General features: G+C 72.1%; 14 protein-coding genes and 1 pseudogene. 12 read left to right on the top strand and 3 right to left on the bottom strand.

The features are described from left to right. Positions 1-15: 15 nt before the first annotated feature. Entirely contained in the window at positions 16-753 is a 738-nt protein-coding gene (locus OG448_RS08290; RefSeq protein WP_405552427.1) for a DUF4190 domain-containing protein, read from the top strand. On the opposite strand, the gene OG448_RS08285 is transcribed toward OG448_RS08290, so the two are convergent. Next, positions 739-1,302 carry an NADAR family protein gene (locus OG448_RS08285; RefSeq protein ID WP_405552425.1) on the bottom strand — a complete coding sequence of 188 codons (564 nt, stop codon included), beginning with the start codon at positions 1,300-1,302 and terminating at the stop codon, positions 739-741. The two genes, OG448_RS08290 and OG448_RS08285, sit on opposite strands and share 15 nt — an antisense overlap. A 207-nt stretch (positions 1,303-1,509) precedes the next feature. On the opposite strand from OG448_RS08285, the gene OG448_RS08280 reads away from it, so the two are divergent. The 8 genes from OG448_RS08280 to OG448_RS08245 all read left to right on the top strand — a co-directional run bounded on the left by OG448_RS08280 (position 1,510) and on the right by OG448_RS08245 (position 11,176). Beyond that, entirely contained in the window at positions 1,510-3,048 is a 1,539-nt protein-coding gene (locus tag OG448_RS08280) for a gamma-aminobutyraldehyde dehydrogenase (protein WP_405552423.1), read from the top strand. A gap of 34 nt (positions 3,049-3,082) precedes the next feature. Next, positions 3,083-4,330 carry a spermidine/putrescine ABC transporter substrate-binding protein gene (locus tag OG448_RS08275; RefSeq protein ID WP_405552421.1) on the top strand — a complete coding sequence of 416 codons (1,248 nt, stop codon included), beginning with the start codon at positions 3,083-3,085 and terminating at the stop codon, positions 4,328-4,330. A gap of 5 nt (positions 4,331-4,335) precedes the next feature. Further along, positions 4,336-5,487, top strand: a complete 1,152-nt coding sequence (locus OG448_RS08270; protein WP_405552419.1) for an ABC transporter ATP-binding protein — start codon at positions 4,336-4,338, stop codon at positions 5,485-5,487. Beyond that, entirely contained in the window at positions 5,487-6,413 is a 927-nt protein-coding gene (locus OG448_RS08265; protein WP_405552417.1) for an ABC transporter permease, read from the top strand. The genes OG448_RS08270 and OG448_RS08265 overlap by 1 nt, the downstream gene beginning before the upstream one ends. Before the next feature lies 1 nt (position 6,414). Continuing rightward, the gene (locus OG448_RS08260; protein ID WP_405552415.1) at positions 6,415-7,215 is read left to right on the top strand and encodes an ABC transporter permease; all 801 of its coding nucleotides are present in this window, start codon (positions 6,415-6,417) and stop codon (positions 7,213-7,215) included. 22 nt (positions 7,216-7,237) lie between these two features. Further along, a complete protein-coding gene (locus OG448_RS08255; RefSeq protein ID WP_405552413.1) occupies positions 7,238-8,668 on the top strand; it encodes an NAD(P)/FAD-dependent oxidoreductase in 1,431 nt (476 codons plus the stop codon). Between the two features lie 125 nt (positions 8,669-8,793). Continuing rightward, complete coding sequence (locus OG448_RS08250; RefSeq protein WP_405552411.1) at positions 8,794-9,255, top strand: hypothetical protein; 462 nt, start codon at positions 8,794-8,796, stop codon at positions 9,253-9,255. A gap of 157 nt (positions 9,256-9,412) precedes the next feature. Next, a complete protein-coding gene (locus OG448_RS08245) occupies positions 9,413-11,176 on the top strand; it encodes a chitinase (protein ID WP_405552409.1) in 1,764 nt (587 codons plus the stop codon). Positions 11,177-11,237: 61 nt separating this feature from the next. Here the strand turns inward: OG448_RS08245 and OG448_RS08240 are convergent. Both OG448_RS08240 and gabT read right to left on the bottom strand, forming a co-directional pair. Continuing rightward, positions 11,238-11,492, bottom strand: a pseudogene (locus OG448_RS08240) (phosphatase PAP2 family protein); the annotation flags it as partial. Between the two features lie 697 nt (positions 11,493-12,189). Continuing rightward, positions 12,190-13,524 (bottom strand): 4-aminobutyrate--2-oxoglutarate transaminase, encoded by a 1,335-nt coding sequence (gene gabT, locus OG448_RS08235; protein WP_393599437.1) that lies wholly within the window; start codon positions 13,522-13,524, stop codon positions 12,190-12,192. 246 nt (positions 13,525-13,770) lie between these two features. Here gabT and OG448_RS08230 point away from each other — a divergent pair, with 246 nt between their 5' ends. The 3 genes from OG448_RS08230 to OG448_RS08220 all read left to right on the top strand — a co-directional run bounded on the left by OG448_RS08230 (position 13,771) and on the right by OG448_RS08220 (position 19,169). Then, complete coding sequence (locus tag OG448_RS08230) at positions 13,771-15,897, top strand: ATP-binding protein (RefSeq protein WP_405552406.1); 2,127 nt, start codon at positions 13,771-13,773, stop codon at positions 15,895-15,897. A gap of 114 nt (positions 15,898-16,011) precedes the next feature. After that, positions 16,012-17,595, top strand: coding sequence for a PucR family transcriptional regulator (locus OG448_RS08225; protein WP_405552405.1), 1,584 nt, complete (start codon positions 16,012-16,014; stop codon positions 17,593-17,595). A 128-nt stretch (positions 17,596-17,723) separates the two neighbouring features. Next, positions 17,724-19,169: an aldehyde dehydrogenase family protein gene (locus OG448_RS08220; protein WP_405552403.1), complete on the top strand. Its 1,446-nt coding sequence runs from the start codon at positions 17,724-17,726 to the stop codon at positions 19,167-19,169. Positions 19,170-19,209: the final 40 nt, after the last annotated feature.

The following is a 19,209-nucleotide window of genomic DNA, read 5'->3' as shown; positions in this document are numbered from 1 at the left end:
TGGGGGGATGAGGACGTGACGGAGCAGACGCAGCCCGACGGCGGACGAGGGACGACCGGGCAGGGGCCGGGCTCCGACCCGTGGGCACCGCCCCAGGGGCCCTCCCTCCACAAGCACCAGCAGGGCCCGCAGGACCAGACCCCGCCCTCGGTCCACGACCAGGCGACCATGGCCTCCGTGCCCGCCGTCGGCTTCGGCCCCCACGCGGGCCCCACCGTGCCCCCGCAGCAGACCGGCCCCACCGTCCCGCCCCCGCCCATCGGCCCGAACGGCCCCGGCATCCCGCCCTTCACCCCGACCGGAGCACCTCCGGCCGGCTACGGCTACCCGAGCCACCCCGGCTACCCCGGCCCCCAGGGCTATCCCCAGCCCCCGGCCTACGGCTGGCCCGGCGCCCCCATGGGCCCCGTCCCGCAGAACAACGCCGGCACCGCCGCCCTGGTGCTCGGCATCCTCTCCATCGTCCTGTTCTGCCTCTACGGAGTCGTCTCCCTCGTCCTCGGCGTCATCGCCGTGATCCTGGGCGTCCAGGGCCGCAGGCGCGCCGACCGGGGTGAGGCCACCAACCGCGGGCAGGCCCAGGCGGGCTTCGTGCTCGGCATCATCGGCATCATCGTGGGCGTGGCCATGCTGGCGCTCTTCATCGGCATCCTCGTGTTCGCCGCGCACAAGGAGGACAGCCGGCAGGACGACGACCCCTTCGGCTCCTCCTACAACTCCGCGCCGCGGATCCCCGCCTCACCCCGCCTCTGAACGCAGCCGCTCCCGAGCCTCCATCAGGGCGAAGCCCAGGAGGTTCGACCCCTTCCAGCGGGCCGGGTCCCAAGCCGCCTCGTCCTGGACGCCGAGCCCGATACCCCACACACGGTCCACCGGGCTCGCCTCCACCAGCACCCGCTCACCCGTGGCGAGCAGGAACTCCCGCAGCTCGGGGTCGGCGGCGAACTTGTGCACGCTGCCCTCCACGACGATCCGGAACCGCTCCCGGCGCCATATCTCCTCGTCGAAGCCCCGGACCAGCCGCCCCGCCTTCTTCGCCCCGGCCGGATGCCCCGCGGCCAGGACCAGCCGCTCGGCGTCCGGGTCGGCGAAGAGGCGCGCCTTGGCGGCCATCATCCAGTGCTCGGCGGTCGCGTACTCGACCCCGTCCACCGTGAACGGCGCCGGCCACCACTGGCTCAGGCACCCCGCGCCCACGCTCCCGTCCCGCTGCGGGCGGTGCCCCCAGGAGTGCAGGTACTTCACGGGCGCCCCCGCCCGGACCGCGCCGATCAGCGCTTCCACCCCGTCGATCTTCCCCATGCACGCGAGTGTGGCACCCACCACTGACAAGCCGTCCCTCCTTTTCCGCCGCCACTCGACACCTGGTCGACAGATTCCGTCGCGTAACCAAAAGGCAACAACGGAATCCCTTGTTGGAGTCACGCTCCTCTGTCAGGATCGGCACTCAAATCGAGCTGGAGCCACGCCACCCGGCCCCCGAAGGGGTGTCCGGCGGAGGAGAGCGACATGCACAAGCCGGGCACCGACACCCCGGAACGATTTCCCGCACGCGACCGCTTCGCCGAGGGCGCGCAGTTCGTCGCGGGCCGCCCCGCGCCGGGCACCTCGGGCCGTACGCACGCGGTGACCGACCCCGCGACCGGCGAGGAGGTGTACCGCTACGAACTCGCCGGGGAGAGCGACGTCGACGATGCCGTGGCCGCCGCGCGCGCCGCCTTTCCCGGCTGGGCCGCCGCCACGCCGGGCGAGCGCTCCGACGCGCTGAACCGTTTCGCCGCCGTGCTCGCGGACCGGGCCGAGGAGTTCGCCCGTGCCGAGTCGCTCCAGTGCGGCAAGCCGCTGAAGCTCACCCGCGAGTTCGACGTCCCCGGCACCGTCGACAACACGGCCTTCTTCGCGGGTGCCGCCCGGCAGCTCCAGGGGCAGTCGGCGGGGGAGTACTCCGGCGACCACACCTCGTACGTCCGGCGCGAGCCCATCGGGGTGGTCGGGTCGATCGCGCCCTGGAACTACCCGCTCCAGATGGCCGCGTGGAAGGTCCTCCCGGCCGTCGCCGCGGGCAACACCATCGTGCTCAAGCCCGCCGAGCTGACCCCGCTCACCTCCCTGCTCTTCGCGCAGGCGGCCGTCGACGCGGGCATCCCGGACGGTGTGATCAACATCGTGAGCGGGACCGGGCCGGGCGCGGGGGAGCGGCTGGTCGGGCATCCGGACGTGGCGATGACGTCGTTCACCGGGTCCACCGCCGTCGGCCGCAGGGTGGCGGAGATCGCCACGGCGACCGTCAAGCGGCTGCACCTGGAACTGGGCGGCAAGGCGCCCTTCGTGGTGTTCGACGACGCCGACCTGGAGGCCGCCGCCAACGGCGCGGTCGCGGGCGCGCTCATCAACACCGGCCAGGACTGCACGGCCGCGACCCGCGCCTATGTGCAGCGCCCGCTGTACGAGGCGTTCCTGGAGCGGACCGCCGCGCTGATGGAGACCGTGCGGCTCGGCGACCCCTTCGCGCCCGGCACCGACCTCGGCCCGCTGGTCTCGCACGCCCACCGCGACCGCGTGGCCGGCTTCGTGGACCGGGCCCGCGCCTACGCGACCGTGGTCACCGGCGGCGAGGCCCCCGGCGGCGACCTCGGGAGCGGCGCCTACTACCGGCCCACCCTCGTCACCGGCGCCGCCCAGGACAGCGAGATCGTCCAGTCGGAGATCTTCGGCCCCGTACTGGTGGTGCTCCCCTTCGACACCGACGACGAGGGCCTGCGGCTGGCCAACGACACCCCGTACGGGCTCGCCGCCTCCGCGTGGACCGGCAACGTCTACCGCGCCCAGCGGGCCACCCGCGATCTGCGGGCCGGGTGCGTGTGGATCAACGACCACATCCCGATCATCAGCGAGATGCCGCACGGCGGATACAAGGCGTCCGGCTTCGGCAAGGACATGTCGGCGTACTCCTTCGAGGAGTACACGCAGATCAAGCACGTCATGTTCGACAACACGGCGGCCGTCCGCAAGGACTGGCACCGCACGGTCTTCGGGGACCGCCACTAGGCGTCCTCCCGCTTTCCGAAAGGGCACCACGCGTATGGATCAGTACGAGCCCGACCGCCTCACCCCGCCCCAGATGGCCGCCGTGCGGCGCAGTCTGCGGAGCGGGCGGGCGGCGCTGACCCGCCGGTCGCTGCTGCGGGCGTCCGCCGGAGGCGTGCTCACGGCCGGCGGCCTGGGCGCCCTGAGCGCCTGCGGGATACCCGCGGCCGGCCGCGCGCCGGGCGGCACCTCGGCCGAGGACCGGTCGGGCCGGGAGAAGACCGTGAACTTCTCCAACTGGACCGAGTACATCGACGTGGACGACAGCGGCAAACGTCACCCCACGCTCGCCGCGTTCCAGAAGAAGACCGGGATCACGGTCCGCTACACCGAGGACATCAACGACAACAACGAGTTCTTCGGCAAGATCAAGCCGCAGCTCGCCGCGGGCCAGGAGACCGGCCGCGACCTGATCGTCCTCACCGACTGGCTGGCCGCCCGGCTGATCCGGCTCGGCTGGGTGCAGAAGCTGGACCCGGCCAACCTCCCGCACGCCTTCGCCAACCTCTCGCCCCAGTTCCGCACCCCCGACTGGGACCCCGGCCGCGCCTACTCCTACCCCTGGCAGGGCATCTCCACGGTCATCGCCTACAACAAGAAGGCGCTGGACGGCATCGAGGTGAGGTCCGTCTCCGACCTGCTCGACAACCCGAAGCTGAAGGGCCGGGTCGGCTTCCTCTCCGAGATGCGGGACAGCGTCGGGATGACCCTGCTCGACATGGGCAAGGACCCCGCCGACTTCACCGACGACGACTACGACGCGGCGATAGCCCGCCTCCAGAAGGCCGTCGACAAGGGCCAGATACGCCGTTTCACCGGCAACGACTACACCGCCGACCTCGCCAAGGGTGACTTCGCGGCCTGTGTCGCCTGGGCCGGGGACGTGGTCCAGCTCAAGGCGGACAGCCCCGATGTGGACTTCATCATTCCCGACAGCGGTTATGTCACCTCTACGGACAATATGCTGATCCCCAACAAGGCACGTCACAAGACGAACGCCGAGCGGCTGATCGACTTCTTCTACGAACCCGAGCAGGCCGCCGCGCTCGCCGCCTACATCAACTACGTCACTCCGGTCGACGACGTGAAGCCCTGGCTTGCGAAGATCGACCGGGACGCGGCGGACAATCCGCTGATCGTCCCCGACAAGGCCATGCAGGCGAAGTCCCACGCCTTCCGCTCCCTGAGCCAGAAGGAAGAGACGGCCTACGAAGAGAAGTTCGCGAAGCTCACAGGGGCGTGACGAGGATGAAGACGACGACAGACGGCAGCGGCGACGTCCGCCTCGCCGGCATCGGCAAGACGTACGGCTCCTTCACCGCCGTGCACCCGCTGGACCTCACCGTGCCCCAGGGCTCCTTCTTCGCGCTGCTCGGCGCCTCCGGCTGCGGCAAGACCACCACCCTGCGCATGATCGCCGGGCTGGAGGAGCCGACCTCCGGGACCGTGCACCTCGGCGACCTGGACGTCACCGGGCTGCCCCCGTACAAGCGGCCGGTCAACACGGTCTTCCAGTCCTACGCCCTCTTCCCGCATCTCGACATCTTCGAGAACGTCGCCTTCGGCCTGCGCCGGCGCGGCATCAAGAGCGTCAAGAAGCAGGTCGGGGAGATGCTGGAGCTGGTCCAGCTCGGGGAGCAGGCGCGCAAGAAGCCGCACCAGCTCTCCGGCGGCCAGCAGCAGCGCGTCGCGGTCGCCCGCGCCCTGATCAACCACCCCAAGGTGCTGCTGCTCGACGAGCCCCTCGGCGCCCTCGACCTCAAGCTGCGCCGCCAGATGCAACTGGAGCTCAAGCGCATCCAGACCGAGGTCGGCATCACCTTCGTCCATGTCACGCACGACCAGGAGGAGGCCATGACCATGGCCGACACGGTCGCCGTGATGAACGCGGGCCGGGTCGAGCAGCTCGGCTCGCCCACCGAGTTGTACGAGAATCCGCGCACCACCTTCGTCGCCAACTTCCTCGGCACCTCCAACCTGATCGAGGCGGAGGTCGACTCCCGGAGCGGCGGTGACATCGTGCTGCGTGCCGGGGACGGCAAGCTGCTGCTGCCCGAGGCGCGATGTTCCGCCCCGGCGCCCACCGGCGGCAAGCTGCTCGTCGGCATCCGCCCCGAGAAGATCGCGCTCACCCACGCCGACGACGCGGGCTCGGTGCCCGACGGCCGCAACCGCCTCACCGGCACCGTCGCGGACGCCAGCTTCATCGGCGTCTCCACCCAGTACGTGATCGACAGCCCCGTCGCGGGCGCGCTCGCGGTGTACGCGCAGAACGTCGAGCGGGACACCCGTCTCGTCCCCGGCGCCGAGGTCGTCCTGCACTGGAACCCGGCGCACACCTTCGCGCTCGACGCCGCCCAGGACATCGACGCCGGCACCGAGGAAGAGGCGGCCGTCTGATGTCGACGCTCGCCGAGGCGCCCCCGCCACTCGCCCCGCCGGAGTCCGCGCAGCCACCCCGCAGGCGCGGCCGGTTCACCCCGTACTGGCTGCTGCTGCCCGGCATCCTGTGGCTGATCGTGTTCTTCGCGCTGCCGATGGTCTACCAGGCGTCGACCTCGGTGCAGACCGGGTCGCTGGAGCAGGGCTACAAGGTCACCTGGCACTTCGCCACCTACTGGCACGCGCTCGCCGAGTACTGGCCGCAGTTCGTCCGCTCGGTGCTCTACGCGGCCGCCGCGACCGTGCTCTGCCTGCTGCTGGGCTATCCGCTGGCGTACCTGATCGCGTTCCGTGCCGGGCGCTGGCGGAACCTGATCATGATCCTGGTGATCGCGCCGTTCTTCACCAGCTTCCTGATCCGCACCCTCGCCTGGAAGACGATCCTCGCGGACAACGGGCCCGTGGTGCACGCGCTGAACACCCTGCACGTGCTGGACGTGACCGGCTGGCTCGGCTGGACCGCGGGCGACCGGGTGCTGGCCACCCCGCTGGCGGTGGTGTGCGGGCTGACGTACAACTTCCTGCCGTTCATGATCCTGCCGCTGTACAGCTCGCTGGAGCGGATCGACGGACGGCTGCACGAGGCGGCCGGGGACCTGTACGCCCGGCCCTGGACCACCTTCCGCAAGGTGACCTTCCCGCTGTCGATGCCCGGTGTGGTCTCCGGCACCCTGCTGACCTTCATCCCGGCGGCCGGTGACTACGTCAACGCCGAGCTGCTCGGCTCCACCGACACCCGCATGATCGGTAACGTCATCCAGACCCAGTTCCTGCGGGTGCTGGACTATCCGACGGCCGCCGCGCTCTCCTTCATCCTCATGGCCGCGATCCTGGCCATGGTCACGCTCTACATCCGCCGGGCCGGGACGGAGGACCTCGTCTGACATGGCCGTCTTCACCTGGCTCAAGCGCCGTCTCGTCGTCGTCGCGGGACTGCTGACGCTCGCCTACCTGCTGCTGCCGAACATCGTCGTGACGGTGTTCTCCTTCAACAAGCCCAAGGGTCGCTTCAACTACGAGTGGCAGCACTTCTCCACCGACGCCTGGAAGGACCCGTGCGGGGTCGCCGACATGTGCGGCTCGCTCGGGCTCAGCCTCCAGATCGCCCTGTGGGCCACCATCGGCGCCACCGCGCTCGGCACGATGATCGCCTTCGCGCTGGTCCGGTACCGGTTTCGGGCGCGTGGCGCGGTCAACTCGCTGATCTTCCTGCCGATGGCGATGCCCGAGGTCGTCATGGCCGCCTCGCTGCTCACCCTGTTCCTCAACATGGGCGCCCAGCTCGGCTTCTGGACGATCCTGATCGCCCACATCATGTTCTGCCTCAGCTTCGTCGTCACCGCGGTCAAGGCGCGCGTGATGTCGATGGACCCGCGCCTGGAGGAGGCCGCCCGCGATCTCTACGCGGGGCCGGTGCAGACCTTCTGGCGGGTCACCCTGCCCATCGCCGCACCCGGAATCGCCGCGGGCGCGCTGCTGTCCTTCGCGCTCTCCTTCGACGATTTCATCATCACCAATTTCAACGCGGGCTCGACCGTCACCTTCCCCATGTTCGTCTGGGGCTCGGCACAGCGCGGAACGCCCGTTCAGATCAATGTCATCGGGACGGCCATGTTCCTCATCGCCGTACTGTTCGTGCTGGTCTCGATGCTCGTCACCCACCGACGCGGTCAGCAGAAGGCGTAAAGCCCCGTAGGGAGTTGAAATCATGGCCCCTAGCGCCATGAGCCGTGGAAAAGACAACTGGATCGCTTCCCTCTCCGAAGCCCAGCCGGTCCCCTACTGGCTGGAGGACCCCGGCAAGCCCCACCCCGAGCCCGCCCTCACCGGCACCGACACCTGCGACCTCCTCGTGGTCGGCGGCGGCTACAGCGGACTGTGGAGCGCGCTCAACGCGAAGGAGCGCGACCCCGGCCGGGACGTGGTGCTGCTGGAAGGCCGCGAGGTGGGCTGGGCCGCCTCGGGCCGCAACGGCGGATTCTGCGCCGCCTCCCTGACCCACGGTCTCGCCAACGGTCTGGCGCGCTGGCCGGACGAGATCGGCCGGCTCCACGAACTCGGCATCCGCAACCTCGACGGGATCGAGGCCGCGCTCGCCCGGCACGGCATCGACTGCGACTTCGAGCGCACCGGCGAGATCGACGTGGCCACCGAGACCTACCAGGCGTGGGAACTGCGCGACTGGCACCGGGAACTTCAGGACAAGGGCCTCGCGGACGGCATGGAGTTCCTGGACCGCGACGCCCTGCGCGCCGAGGTCGGCTCGCCCACCTTCGAGGCCGGCCTGTGGGACCGCCGAGGCGTGGCCCTGCTGCACCCCGCCAAGCTGGCCTGGGGCCTGAAGCGGGCGTGCCTCACCCTCGGGGTCCGGGTGTACGAGCACACCCCGGCCCTGACCCTGAAGCAGTACGGCGCCGGGATGGAGGCCGGCACCCCGTACGGCACGGTCCGCGCCCGCAAGGTGGCGCTCGGCACCAACGTCTTCCCCAGCCTCCTGCGCCGGGTCCGCTCCTACACGGTGCCGGTCTACGACTACGCGCTGACGACCGAGCCGCTGAACGCCGAGCAGCTCGACTCGCTCGGCTGGAAGAACCGCCAGGGCCTCGGGGACGCGGCCAACCAGTTCCACTACTTCCGGCTGACCCCCGACAACCGGGTGCTGTGGGGCGGTTACGACGCGATCTACCCCTACGGGGGCCGGGTGCGCGCGGAGTACGACGACCGGCCGGAGACGTACGCCAAGCTGGCCGGGCACTTCTTCACCTGCTTCCCGCAGTTGGAGGGCGTCCGCTTCACCCACGCCTGGGGCGGCGCCATCGACACCTGCTCCCGCTTCTCGGCGTTCTTCGGCACCGGCCACCAGGGCCGGGTCGCCTACGCGGCGGGCTACACCGGGCTCGGCGTGGGGGCCACCCGCTTCGGTGCCGATGTGATGCTGGACCTGCTGGACGGCGCGGACACCGAGCGCACCGGGCTGGAGATGGTCCGCAAGAAGCCGCTGCCGTTCCCGCCCGAGCCGTTCGCCTGGACCGGGATCGCGCTGACCCGCTGGTCGCTGGCGCGGGCCGACGCGCAGGGTGGGCGGCGCAATCTGTGGCTGCGGGCCATGGACCGGCTGGGCCTCGGCTTCGACAGCTAGACCCCTGACCGTCTGGTGTGACTCAGGTCACTCCAAAGAGGCCGGTGAACCCGCGTAATGCGGGCGGTCCGACCTCCCTCTCATTCGCAGACGCGCGTGTCCGCGAACGAGAGGGAGGTCTTTTCATGGCAGGGGCGAAGACTGCGGTCGAGTGGCTGGCATCCGTCGCACCGGACCCGGAAGCCTGCCGGTGGGAGTGGGAGCGCAGCCCGCGGGGGGTCGCCCTGCTGCCCGCCGGGAAAGCCTGGGACGTGCTCGTCCTGCCGGGGGAGCTGGGCTATCCGACACTGGACGTGCTCACCCGCGTCCTCGATCAACCCGGCCCGGTGTTGGTCGACTTCGGGGACAACCGGGTGGGCTTCTTCGTGCCGCCCGGCACCGCCGCCCGCTGGCTGGGCACCGGCATCCGCACGGCCGGGTCCGGCACCTGGATCGTCGTGCCGTACCCCGGCCGGGCCACCCAGGGGGTGCGCTGGCTGGTGCAGCCGGACGGGTCGGGCACGCTCACCGACCCGGCGCTGCTGGAACTGGCGATGCACGAGGCGGCGGCCGCGCTGGCGAGCGAGGAGGGCGGGCGCCGCTCCTGACTTCTTGCCGAGGACTCCTTGACGGGACTCCTCGGTGGAGACTCCTTGACAACAGAATTGGTCTGGACCAAGTTGGGTGCACCCTCGACCTCCAACTCCCCCATGCCTGGAGGCATTTGTGGACCGTTCCCGACCCCTGGTCGCATTCCTCATGGTCATGGCTCTCGCCGTGCCCGGCAGTGCCGCGCTCTCGTCGGCCGCCCGTGCGGCCGACGCGGACGCCGCGCTCAACGGCGGCTTCGAATCCGGGCTCTCCCCCTGGACCTGCACCGCCGGCTCCACCGTCACCTCCCCGGTGCACGGCGGCGCCTCGGCGCTCAAAGCCACCCCGGAGGGCAGCGACAACGCCCAGTGCGCCCAGACGGTGACCGTCAGACCCAACTCCCAGTACACGCTCGCCGGTTGGGTGCGCGGCTCCTATGTCTACCTCGGCGCGAGCGGCACCGGCACCACCGACGTCTCCACCTGGACCCAGTCCGCGCCCGACTGGCAGAAGCTCGCCACCACCTTCACCACCGGCGCCAACACCACCAAGGTCACCATCTACACCCACGGCTGGTACGGCACCGGCGCCTACTACGCCGACGACGTCTCCCTCACCGGTCCCGGCGGCGGCACCACCACCCAGCCGCCCACCGTGCCGACCGGGCTGAGGACCGGCACCGTCACCGCCACCTCCGTCGCCCTGTCCTGGACCCCGGTGACCGGCGCGACCGGCTACGCGGTCTACCGGGACGGCGTCAAAGTGCAGGGCGTGAGCGGTACTTCGGCCACCGTGAGCGGCCTGAACCCCTCGACCGCGTACGCCTTCCAGGTCACCGCCACCAACGACGCGGGGGAGTCCGCCCGCTCCGCCACGGTGACCGCGACCACCCCGGCCCGCAGCGACGACGGGGGCTCCATGGAACTGCCCGCCCACGCCCTGGTCGGCTACCTCCACGCCGGCTTCGCCAACGGCTCCGGGTACACGCGGATGGCTGACGTGCCCGACAGCTGGGACGTCATCGACCTGGCCTTCGGCGAACCGACCTCGGTCACCTCCGGGGACATCCGGTTCAACCGCTGCCCGGTCTCGGAATGCCCGAACGTGGAGAGCGACGCCGACTTCAAGGCCGCCATCAAGGCCAAGCAGGCCGCCGGGAAGAAGGTGCTGATCTCCATCGGCGGCCAGAACGGCCAGGTCCAGCTCACCACCACCGCCGCCCGCGACGCCTTCGTCTCCTCGGTATCGAAGATCATCGACCAGTACGGGCTCGACGGTCTCGACATCGACTTCGAGGGTCACTCGCTCTCCCTGAACACCGGCGACACCGACTTCAGGAACCCGACCACCCCGGTGATCGTCAACCTGATCTCCGCGCTGAAGACCCTGAAGGCCAAGTACGGCAGCACATTCGTGCTCACCATGGCCCCGGAGACCTTCTTCGTGCAGAACGGCTACCAGTTCTACGGCAGCGGCAAGTGGGGCGGACAGGACCCGCGCTGCGGCGCCTACCTCCCGGTCATCCACGCCCTGCGCGACGACCTCACCCTGTTGCACGTCCAGGACTACAACTCGGGCCCGATCATGGGTCTGGACAACCAGTACCACTCCATGGGCGGCGCCGACTTCCACATCGCCATGACCGACATGCTGCTCACCGGCTTCCCGGTCGCGGGCGACGCGAACAACGTCTTCCCGCCGCTGCGCCCCGACCAGGTCGCCATCGGCATGCCCGCCTCGGTCAACGCGGGCAACGGCTACGTCGCCCCGGCCGAGGTCACCAAGACCCTGGACTGCCTGACGAAGAAGACGAACTGCGGCTCGTACCCGACCCACGGGACCTGGCCCGCGCTACGGGGTCTGATGACCTGGTCGGTGAACTGGGACCGGTTCGCGGGCTGGGAGTTCCAGCGGACCTTCGACTCCTACTTCGGCTGAGCACCAGCGCCAGGCAGGTCAGCAGCACCGCGCCCAGGCACCAGGACGCCAGCACGTCCAGCGGCCAGTGGAAGCCCCGTCGCACCAGCCCGTACGACACCGCGAGCACCAGCGCGGCCGGGACCCCGACCGCCCCGAGGCGTGCGGCGCGGGTGCGGCACCAGGGCAGGAGGAGCAGCGCCGAGGCGCCGTACGCCACGGCCGCCGTCGCGGTGTGGCCGGAGGGGAAGTAGCCGGTGGCCGGGGGCACCACGGGGGTCCCCGGCCGCGCGGTCCACAGCTTCAGCGGGACCACGATCGCCGGGAGCACCGCCATCAGCAGCGCGGCCGCGGCGGGCGGAAGCCACCAGCGGGCCACCTTGGCGGTCCGGCCCCGCCAGGTTGCGTAGCCGAGGGCGAGCACCAGCACCGGTACGGCCACCGTGCTGTTGCCGAGATCGGAGAGGAGTTCGGAGAAGCGGTCCGGGTGGACCAGGCCCCGGCTGAGCCGGGTGTCCAGCGCGAGCAGCGGCCCGTGTGCCAGGACCTGCCAGGTGAGCAGCGCGAACAGCAACGCCGGGAGGCCGGTCAGGAGGGCGGCGGCGAGGGCGAGGCGGCGGGCGGGAGGGGACACCGGGCCAGCTTCGCATGCGCGCGAGGAGGGAGAAGGAGGTCGGCCGCCCCGGAACAGGGGGGGGTGGTTCCGGGGCGGCCGACCGGACCGGGATGTCGCGCGCCCCGGGGGGTTTGGGGCGGCGACCGTCCGATCGGTGTGGAGATCCCGGAGCCCTCAGGCCCCGGTTGTGTGCGCGAGGGCACGACCAGGTCGAAGCTGGGGAGGCCCCGGCCTGAACTCGCCCGCAGTCCCCTGCGAGCGGGGTGTATCTCTCATCGGGACCGAACTTACGGCAGGCGGAGGCGGTCGGACAGACGCAATCGCGTCCTGTCATCCACCTCGCACACGTTCTTCACACGGCCTGCCGCAGTCGTCCGCCAGAGGTACGGACCACTCGCTGAACGAGCGGCTCGTTCGCTCAGATGCGCGAGAAAGCCTGCTCGATGATGTCCAGGCCCTCGTTCAGCAGGTCCTCGCCGATGACCAGCGGGGGCAGGAAGCGCAGCACGTTGCCGTAGGTGCCGCAGGTCAGGACCAGCAGGCCCTCCTGGTGGCACGCCTTGGCCAGCGCGGCGGCGGCCTCGGCGTTCGGCTCCTTGGTGTCGCGGTCCTTGACCAGCTCGATGGCGATCATCGCGCCCCGGCCCCGGATGTCACCGATGATGTCGAACTTCTCGGCCATGGTGGCGAGGCGGCCCTTCATGACCTCCTCGATGTGCTTGGCCTTGCCGTTGAGGTCCTGCTCCTTCATCGTCTCGATCGCGCCGAGCGCGGCGGCGCAGGCCACCGGGTTGCCGCCGTAGGTGCCACCGAGGCCGCCCGCGTGCGCGGCGTCCATGATCTCGGCGCGGCCCGTCACGGCGGCGAGCGGCAGACCGCCCGCGATGCCCTTGGCGGTGGTGATCAGGTCCGGGACGATGCCCTCGTCCTCGCACGCGAACCACTGGCCGGTACGGCAGAAGCCGGACTGGATCTCGTCGGCGACGAAGACGATGCCGTTGTCGTTGGCGAACTTCACGATCTCCGGCAGGAAGCCCTTGGCCGGCTCGATGAAGCCGCCCTCACCGAGCACCGGCTCGATGATGATCGCGGCCACGTTGTCCGCGCCGACCTGCTTGGTGATCTGGTCGATCGCCTGCTTGGCGGCCTCCGGACCCGCGTTCTCCGGGCCGGTGGGCCAGCGGTAGCCGTAGGCCACCGGCACCCGGTAGACCTCGGGCGCGAACGGGCCGAAGCCGTTCTTGTACGGCATGTTCTTCGCCGTCAGCGCCATCGTGAGGTTGGTGCGGCCGTGGTAGCCGTGGTCGAACACCACGACCGCCTGGCGCTTGGTGTGGGCGCGGGCGATCTTCACCGCGTTCTCGACCGCCTCGGCGCCCGAGTTGAACAGCGCCGACTTCTTCGCGTGGTCACCCGGGGTCAGCTCCGCGAGGGCCTCGGCGACCTCCACGTAGCCCTCGTACGGGGTGACCATGAAACAGGTGTGGGTGAAGTCGGCGAGCTGGGCGCTCGCGCGGCGCACCACGGCCTCGGCGGAGGCGCCCACCGAGGTCACGGCGATGCCGGAGCCGAAGTCGATCAGGCTGTTGCCGTCGACGTCCTCGATGACGCCGCCGCCCGCGCGCGTGACGAACACCGGCAGCGTGGAGCCCACGCCCTGGGCGACGACCGCGGTGCGGCGGGCCTGAAGCTCCTGCGACTTCGGGCCGGGAATGGCGGTGACGACGCGGCGCTCCTGCGGAAGTGCGGTCATGCGGGGCTCCTGGGGGTATTACGGACGCTTGCCTTGTTTTCCCGCAGGCTAAGACGGGTGCCGTGGGGTGGGCATGCTCCATGTGGGCGTTGTCGGCGCGGCCCGTTGTCCGTGGTGGACATGGCGGGCCGGGCCCTCGGCGCGGCCGGACATCGGACGTCGGCCGCGTAAACGGTGAACTCCCCTTGCGGGGGCGTTAGATTGACTCGCTGACGGTGACGGACCGGCTGGTCAGGGGGCAGGGCGATGGACAGCGAAGGTACGCGGGACACACGGGCCACCCATACCGGCCCGGTGCCGCGCCCGACGCGGCCCCCGGAAGGGTCCCCGCCGCCCATGCCCACGATGCCACCCGGAGCCCCGCCCCGCCCGGACGGCTCGGCCTTCCTCGCCTGGCTGCGCGCCGCCCGGCCCGCCGCCGCGCCCGGTGTGTGGCGGCTCGGGCACCGGCCCCGGCCGGAGACCGAGCCCGAGCTGACCCCCGCCCGGCAGTTGCTCAGCGGGGCCGTGATCGCGTTCCTGGTCGGCTGGCTGGTGTGGTCGCTGCTCTGGAACGGCTACCTCGGCGGCTGGTGGGTGCTCCCGCTGGAGCTGTTCACCCCGGACTCCTGGCGCGAGGGCAACGACCGCGTCGGCAACGCCGTCCTCTGGTACTCGTACTACACCCTCATCGCCCTCGCGATCCTCTTCGTCGTCGCCCGGATCGGGCGCTGGGGCGAGGTCTGGCGGCGCTTCGGGCCGCCCGCCTGGGTCAGGACCGCCACCCCGGCCGAACCGCCGCCGCCCGCGCCCGGCGAGGACCCCGCCGACTGGCCCGAGCTGCGCGCCCACGGCGCCCACGAGGCCGCCGAACGCCTCGCCGCCGAGGCGCGCACCGGACTCATGCGGGACGTCGACCACGCCCGGATCGGCCGCGCCTGGCAGGGCGTGCGCTCCGGCAGGAACACGCTGGCCGCGTTCACCGGGGCCGTCCTGCGCGACGGCTCCGCCGCCTGCCCGCATCCCTCCGGCGACCGCGACCTGCCCGCCCGGCAGGCCCGGCACGACCTGCTCACCGGCCAGGTCCGGCTCGGCACCGCCGCCGACGACCCGCGCAACCCCTACCAGTACCGGGGGGCGGGACTCGCCCTCGGCACCGACCTGCTCGGCACCTCCCTGGTCGCCGTCGGCCCGGCCGGCTCCGGCAAGACCGGCAGTCTCGTCAAGCCCCTCGCGGAGTCCCTGTGCCTGCACGCCCTCGCCGGCCGCGCCGCCGTGGTCAGCGTCGGCGCGGCGGGCGCCGGGATCGGCCCGGCCGAGGCGTACGACGTGGTGGTCCGCGTCGGCCACCCCGACTCCGTGTACGACCTCGACCTCTACGGCGGCACCACCGACCCCGACGAGGCGGCCGCCATACTCGCCGAGGCCCTCGTCGGCGACCTCGCCGACCCGCACCCCGGCTCCGACAGCCGCCGCTCCACCACCGTCCTCGCGCAGTTGCTCGGCCCCTTCCGCGCCGTCCACCAGCGCTTCCCCTCCGTACCCGAGCTGCGCCAGCTCCTCGACGGCGCCCCCGGCCCGATCGCCGCGCTGCGCAAGGCGCTCACCGAGACCGGGCACGCGTCGCTGCTGCGCGAACTCGACGCGCGGGAGCGGCAGCAGGCGCATCCCGGTGACGTGGCCGCCGTGCTCGCGGACCGGGTCGCGCTGCTGGACCGGCCCGCGTTCGCCGCCTTCTTCGACACCTCCGGCGCGTCGAGGCCCTTCACCCTGAAGGCCCTCGACCACCCGGTGCGCGTCCGCATCGATCTGCCCCAGCGCGGCCACGCCGACGCCTCCCGCATCCTGGCCCGGCTGGTGCTGGCCCAGTTCACGGCCGCCGTCACCGCGCGCGAGGACCGCTCCCTCTTCGCCTGCCTGCTGCTCGACGAGGCGGCCGGCGTCGTCACCCCCGAGTCCGTGCGCGGCATCCAGCGGCTGCGTTCGGCGGGCGCGGGCGTCGTCCTCACCCTGCGCACCCTGGACGACGTACCCCGCCCGCTGCGCGGCCCGCTGCTCGGCGCCACCGGGTGCCGCATGGCGTTCTCCGGCCTCACCCCCTGGGACGGCCAGGACTTCGCCGAGGTCTGGGGCAAGGAGTGGATCGAGACCCGCGACGTCACCGACCGCCAGATCATCGCGGAGACCCCCGCCGGCAAGGCCGTCCACATGCTCCGCCGCGTCATCACCGGCCAGGCCCCCACCGCCCGCGCGGTCACCGTCCGCCAGGTGGAACGCGAACGCTGGTCCGCCTCCGAACTCGCCCACGCGGTCCCCCCGGGTCACGCGGTCCTCTCCCTGACCACGGTCAGGGGCGAACACGCCCCGCCCCTGCTGGTGGACCTGCGGAGCTGAACGGAGGTCCGCCACCGTACGGTGAGGCAGAATCGGGGTGGGCCGTTCGTACGTGGCGGCCAAGAGATGACTGCTCCCGGCCGGGTGCTCCGGCCGTCCCGACCTGAAGGTCCCATGCCGCCGACGCTCGCCTCGCTCGTCCACCACTCCGCGCTGAAGCTGACGGTCCGCGCGGGGGAGGACCGGCTCGACGTGCCCGTGCGCTGGGCGCATGTCAGTGAGCTGGCCGACCCCGTGCCGTACATGGAGGGCGGGGAGCTGCTGCTGATCACCGCGCTCAAGCTGGACGCGGAGGACCCCGAGGCGATGCGGCGGTACGTGAAGCGGCTGGCCGGCGCGGGCGTCGTCGGCCTGGGCTTCGCGGTCGGCGTCAACTACGACGACATCCCCGAGGCGCTGGTCCAGGCCGCCCGGCTGGAGGGGCTGCCGCTGCTGGAGGTGCCCCGGCGCACCCCGTTCCTCGCCATCAGCAAGGCCGTCTCCGCCGCCATCGCCGCCGACCAGTACCGCGCCGTCACCGCGGGCTTCGCCGCCCAGCGCGAGCTGACCCGGCAGGCGCTCACCACCGGCCCGGAGGGCCTGCTCGCCGCGCTCGCCGCCCAGGTCGACGGCTGGGCCGCGCTCTACGACGCTTCCGGCGCCGTCGTCGCCGCCGCGCCCGAGTGGGCCGGCCGCCGGGCCGCCCGGCTCACCGCCGAGGTCGAGCGGCTGCGGGAACGACCCGCCCCCGCCTCCTCGGTGGTCGCCGCCCCCGACACCGAGGACCGCATCGAGCTGCACTCGCTGGGCACCGGCCGCCGCCCCCGCGCCGCGCTCGCCGTCGGAACCGCCGCCGCACCCGGCACCGCCGAGCGCTACGCCGTGCACTCGGCCATCGCCCTGCTCACCCTCACCACCGAGCGCTCCCGCTCCCTGCACGCCGCCGAACAGCGCGTCGGCGCCGCCGTACTGCGGATGCTGCTCGCCGGGGAGCCCGACCACGCCCGCACGGTCGCCGGTGACCTGTACGGCGGCCTGCTGGACGCGCCGTTCCGGCTGCTGGTCGCCGAGTCCGCACCGCGCCAGGGGTCGGACGGCGACCCGCTGGACGCGCTCGCGGAGGCCGCCGAGTCCGCCGCCGCCCGCTCCGGCGAGGCCGTCCTGGTCGTACCCGAGCGGGACCGGCTGGTGGTGCTGGCCACCGACGGCGGCGCGGCCGTCGCCGCCTGCACGGCGTACGCGGGCGCGCTGGAGGCGGCACGCCTCGTACCGGAGTCCAAGGGCGGCGACGACGACGCACTCGTCGTCGGCCTCTCCGCCCCGGCGGGCCCCATCGCGGCCGCCTCCGCCTACCGGCAGGCCGAGCAGGCGCTCTCGGTGGCCCGGCGGCGCGGCCGGGTCCTGGTCGAGCACGAGCACGTCGCGGCCGGCTCGGTCCTCCCGCTGCTGGCCGACGACGCGGTACGGGCCTTCGCGGACGGCCTGCTGCGGGCGCTGCGCGACCACGACGCGACCGGCCGCGGGGACCTCGTCGCCTCGCTGCGGGCGTGGCTGTCCCGGCACGGGCAGTGGGACGCGGCCGCCGCCGACCTCGGCGTGCACCGGCACACCCTGCGCTACCGGATGCGCCGGGTCGAGGAGATCCTCGGCCGCTCACTGGACGACCCGGACGTCCGGATGGAGCTGTGGCTGGCGCTGAAGGCGACCTCGGGGGAGTAGCCGACCCCGCCGAACCGGCGTATCGGCCACCCGTTTCCGTACGACTCGGACAAGCGACCGCCGAGCCCGCCCGCCCTACCGTGGATCACGCAGACCACACCCCCGACGCGGAAGGGCCGGACCCGCACATGACCTCCACCCACGCCTTCTGGCTGGCCGGCCGCCAGGCCACCGGCGAGGACAGTTTCGACGTCTCCTCCCCGTGGGACGGCCGGGTCGTCGGCCGGGCCAGCGTGCCCACCGACGCCCAGGTCGAAGAGGCCGTGGCCGCCGCGTACGCCGTCCGCGACGAGTTCGCCGCCGTCCCCGCGCACGTCCGCGCGGCCGCCCTCGACCACGTCGCCAAGCGGCTGACCGAGCGCACCGAGGAGATCGCGCAGCTCATCTCCGGCGAGAACGGCAAGCCCATCAAGTGGGCGCGCGGCGAGGTCGCCCGTGCCGTCTCCGTGTTCCGGCTCGCGGCCGAGGAGGCCCGGCGGTTCAACGGCGGCGAGGCCCAGCGGCTCGACACCGACGCGGGCGGCCAGGGCCGCATGGCGCTGATCCGCCGCTTCCCCAAGGGCGTCGTCCTCGGCATCGCGCCGTTCAACTTCCCGCTGAACCTGTGCGCGCACAAGGTCGCCCCGGCCATCGCCGCCGGTGTCCCGATCATCCTCAAGCCCGCTCCGGCCACCCCGCTGTCCGGCCTGGTCATCGGTGAGCTGCTGGCCGAGACGGACCTGCCCGCCGGTTCCTGGAGCGTCCTGCCGGTCACCAACGACAAGATGCCCGCCCTGGTCCAGGACGAGCGCCTCCCGGTGATCTCCTTCACCGGCTCCGAGCAGGTCGGCTACGCGATCATGGACTCGGTGCCGCGCAAGCACTGCACGCTGGAGCTGGGCGGCAACGGCGCGGCCGTCGTCCTCGGCGACTGGGCGAGCGACGCCGACCTGGACTGGGCCGCGAGCCGCATCGCCACCTTCTCCAACTACCAGGGCGGCCAGTCCTGCATCTCGGTGCAGCGCGTGATCGTGGACGGCGCGGTGTACGAGCGGCTACTGCCGCGCATCGTCGCCGCCGTCGAGGCCCAGGTCACCGGTGACCCGGCCGACGACAAGACCGAGGTGGGCCCGCTGGTCAGCGAGGCCGCCGCGCAGCGCGTCGAGTCCTGGGTGAACGAGGCCGTCGAGCTGGGCGCCACCCTGCTCACCGGCGGCGAGCGCGACGGTGCCACCTACGCCCCGACCGTCCTCACCGACGTCCCGGCCGGTGCCACCCTCGCCACCGAGGAGGTCTTCGGGCCGGTCCTCACCGTCACGAAGGTCGACGGCGAGGCCGAGGCGTTCGCCGCGGTCAACGACTCCAAGTACGGCCTCCAGGCAGGCGTGTTCACCCACGACCTGCAGACCGCCTTCCGCGCCCACCGCGCCCTCGAGGTCGGCGGCGTCGTCATCGGCGACGTCCCCTCCTACCGCGCGGACCAGATGCCGTACGGCGGCGCCAAGCAGTCCGGCGTCGGCCGCGAGGGCGTCCGCTCCGCGATGGACGACTACACCTACGAGCGTGTCCTGGTCCTCACGGGCCTCGCACTCTGACCTGCCACGGACAGGTCACCACCGGAACGGCCGGAGCCCG

Origin of the sequence: Streptomyces sp. NBC_01171 (assembly GCF_045039805.1) — a bacterium.
Lineage (GTDB): Bacteria > Actinomycetota > Actinomycetes > Streptomycetales > Streptomycetaceae > Streptomyces.
The sequence above is the reverse complement of the archived record's forward strand: the minus strand, read 5'-3'. Positions and strand labels throughout refer to the sequence as shown.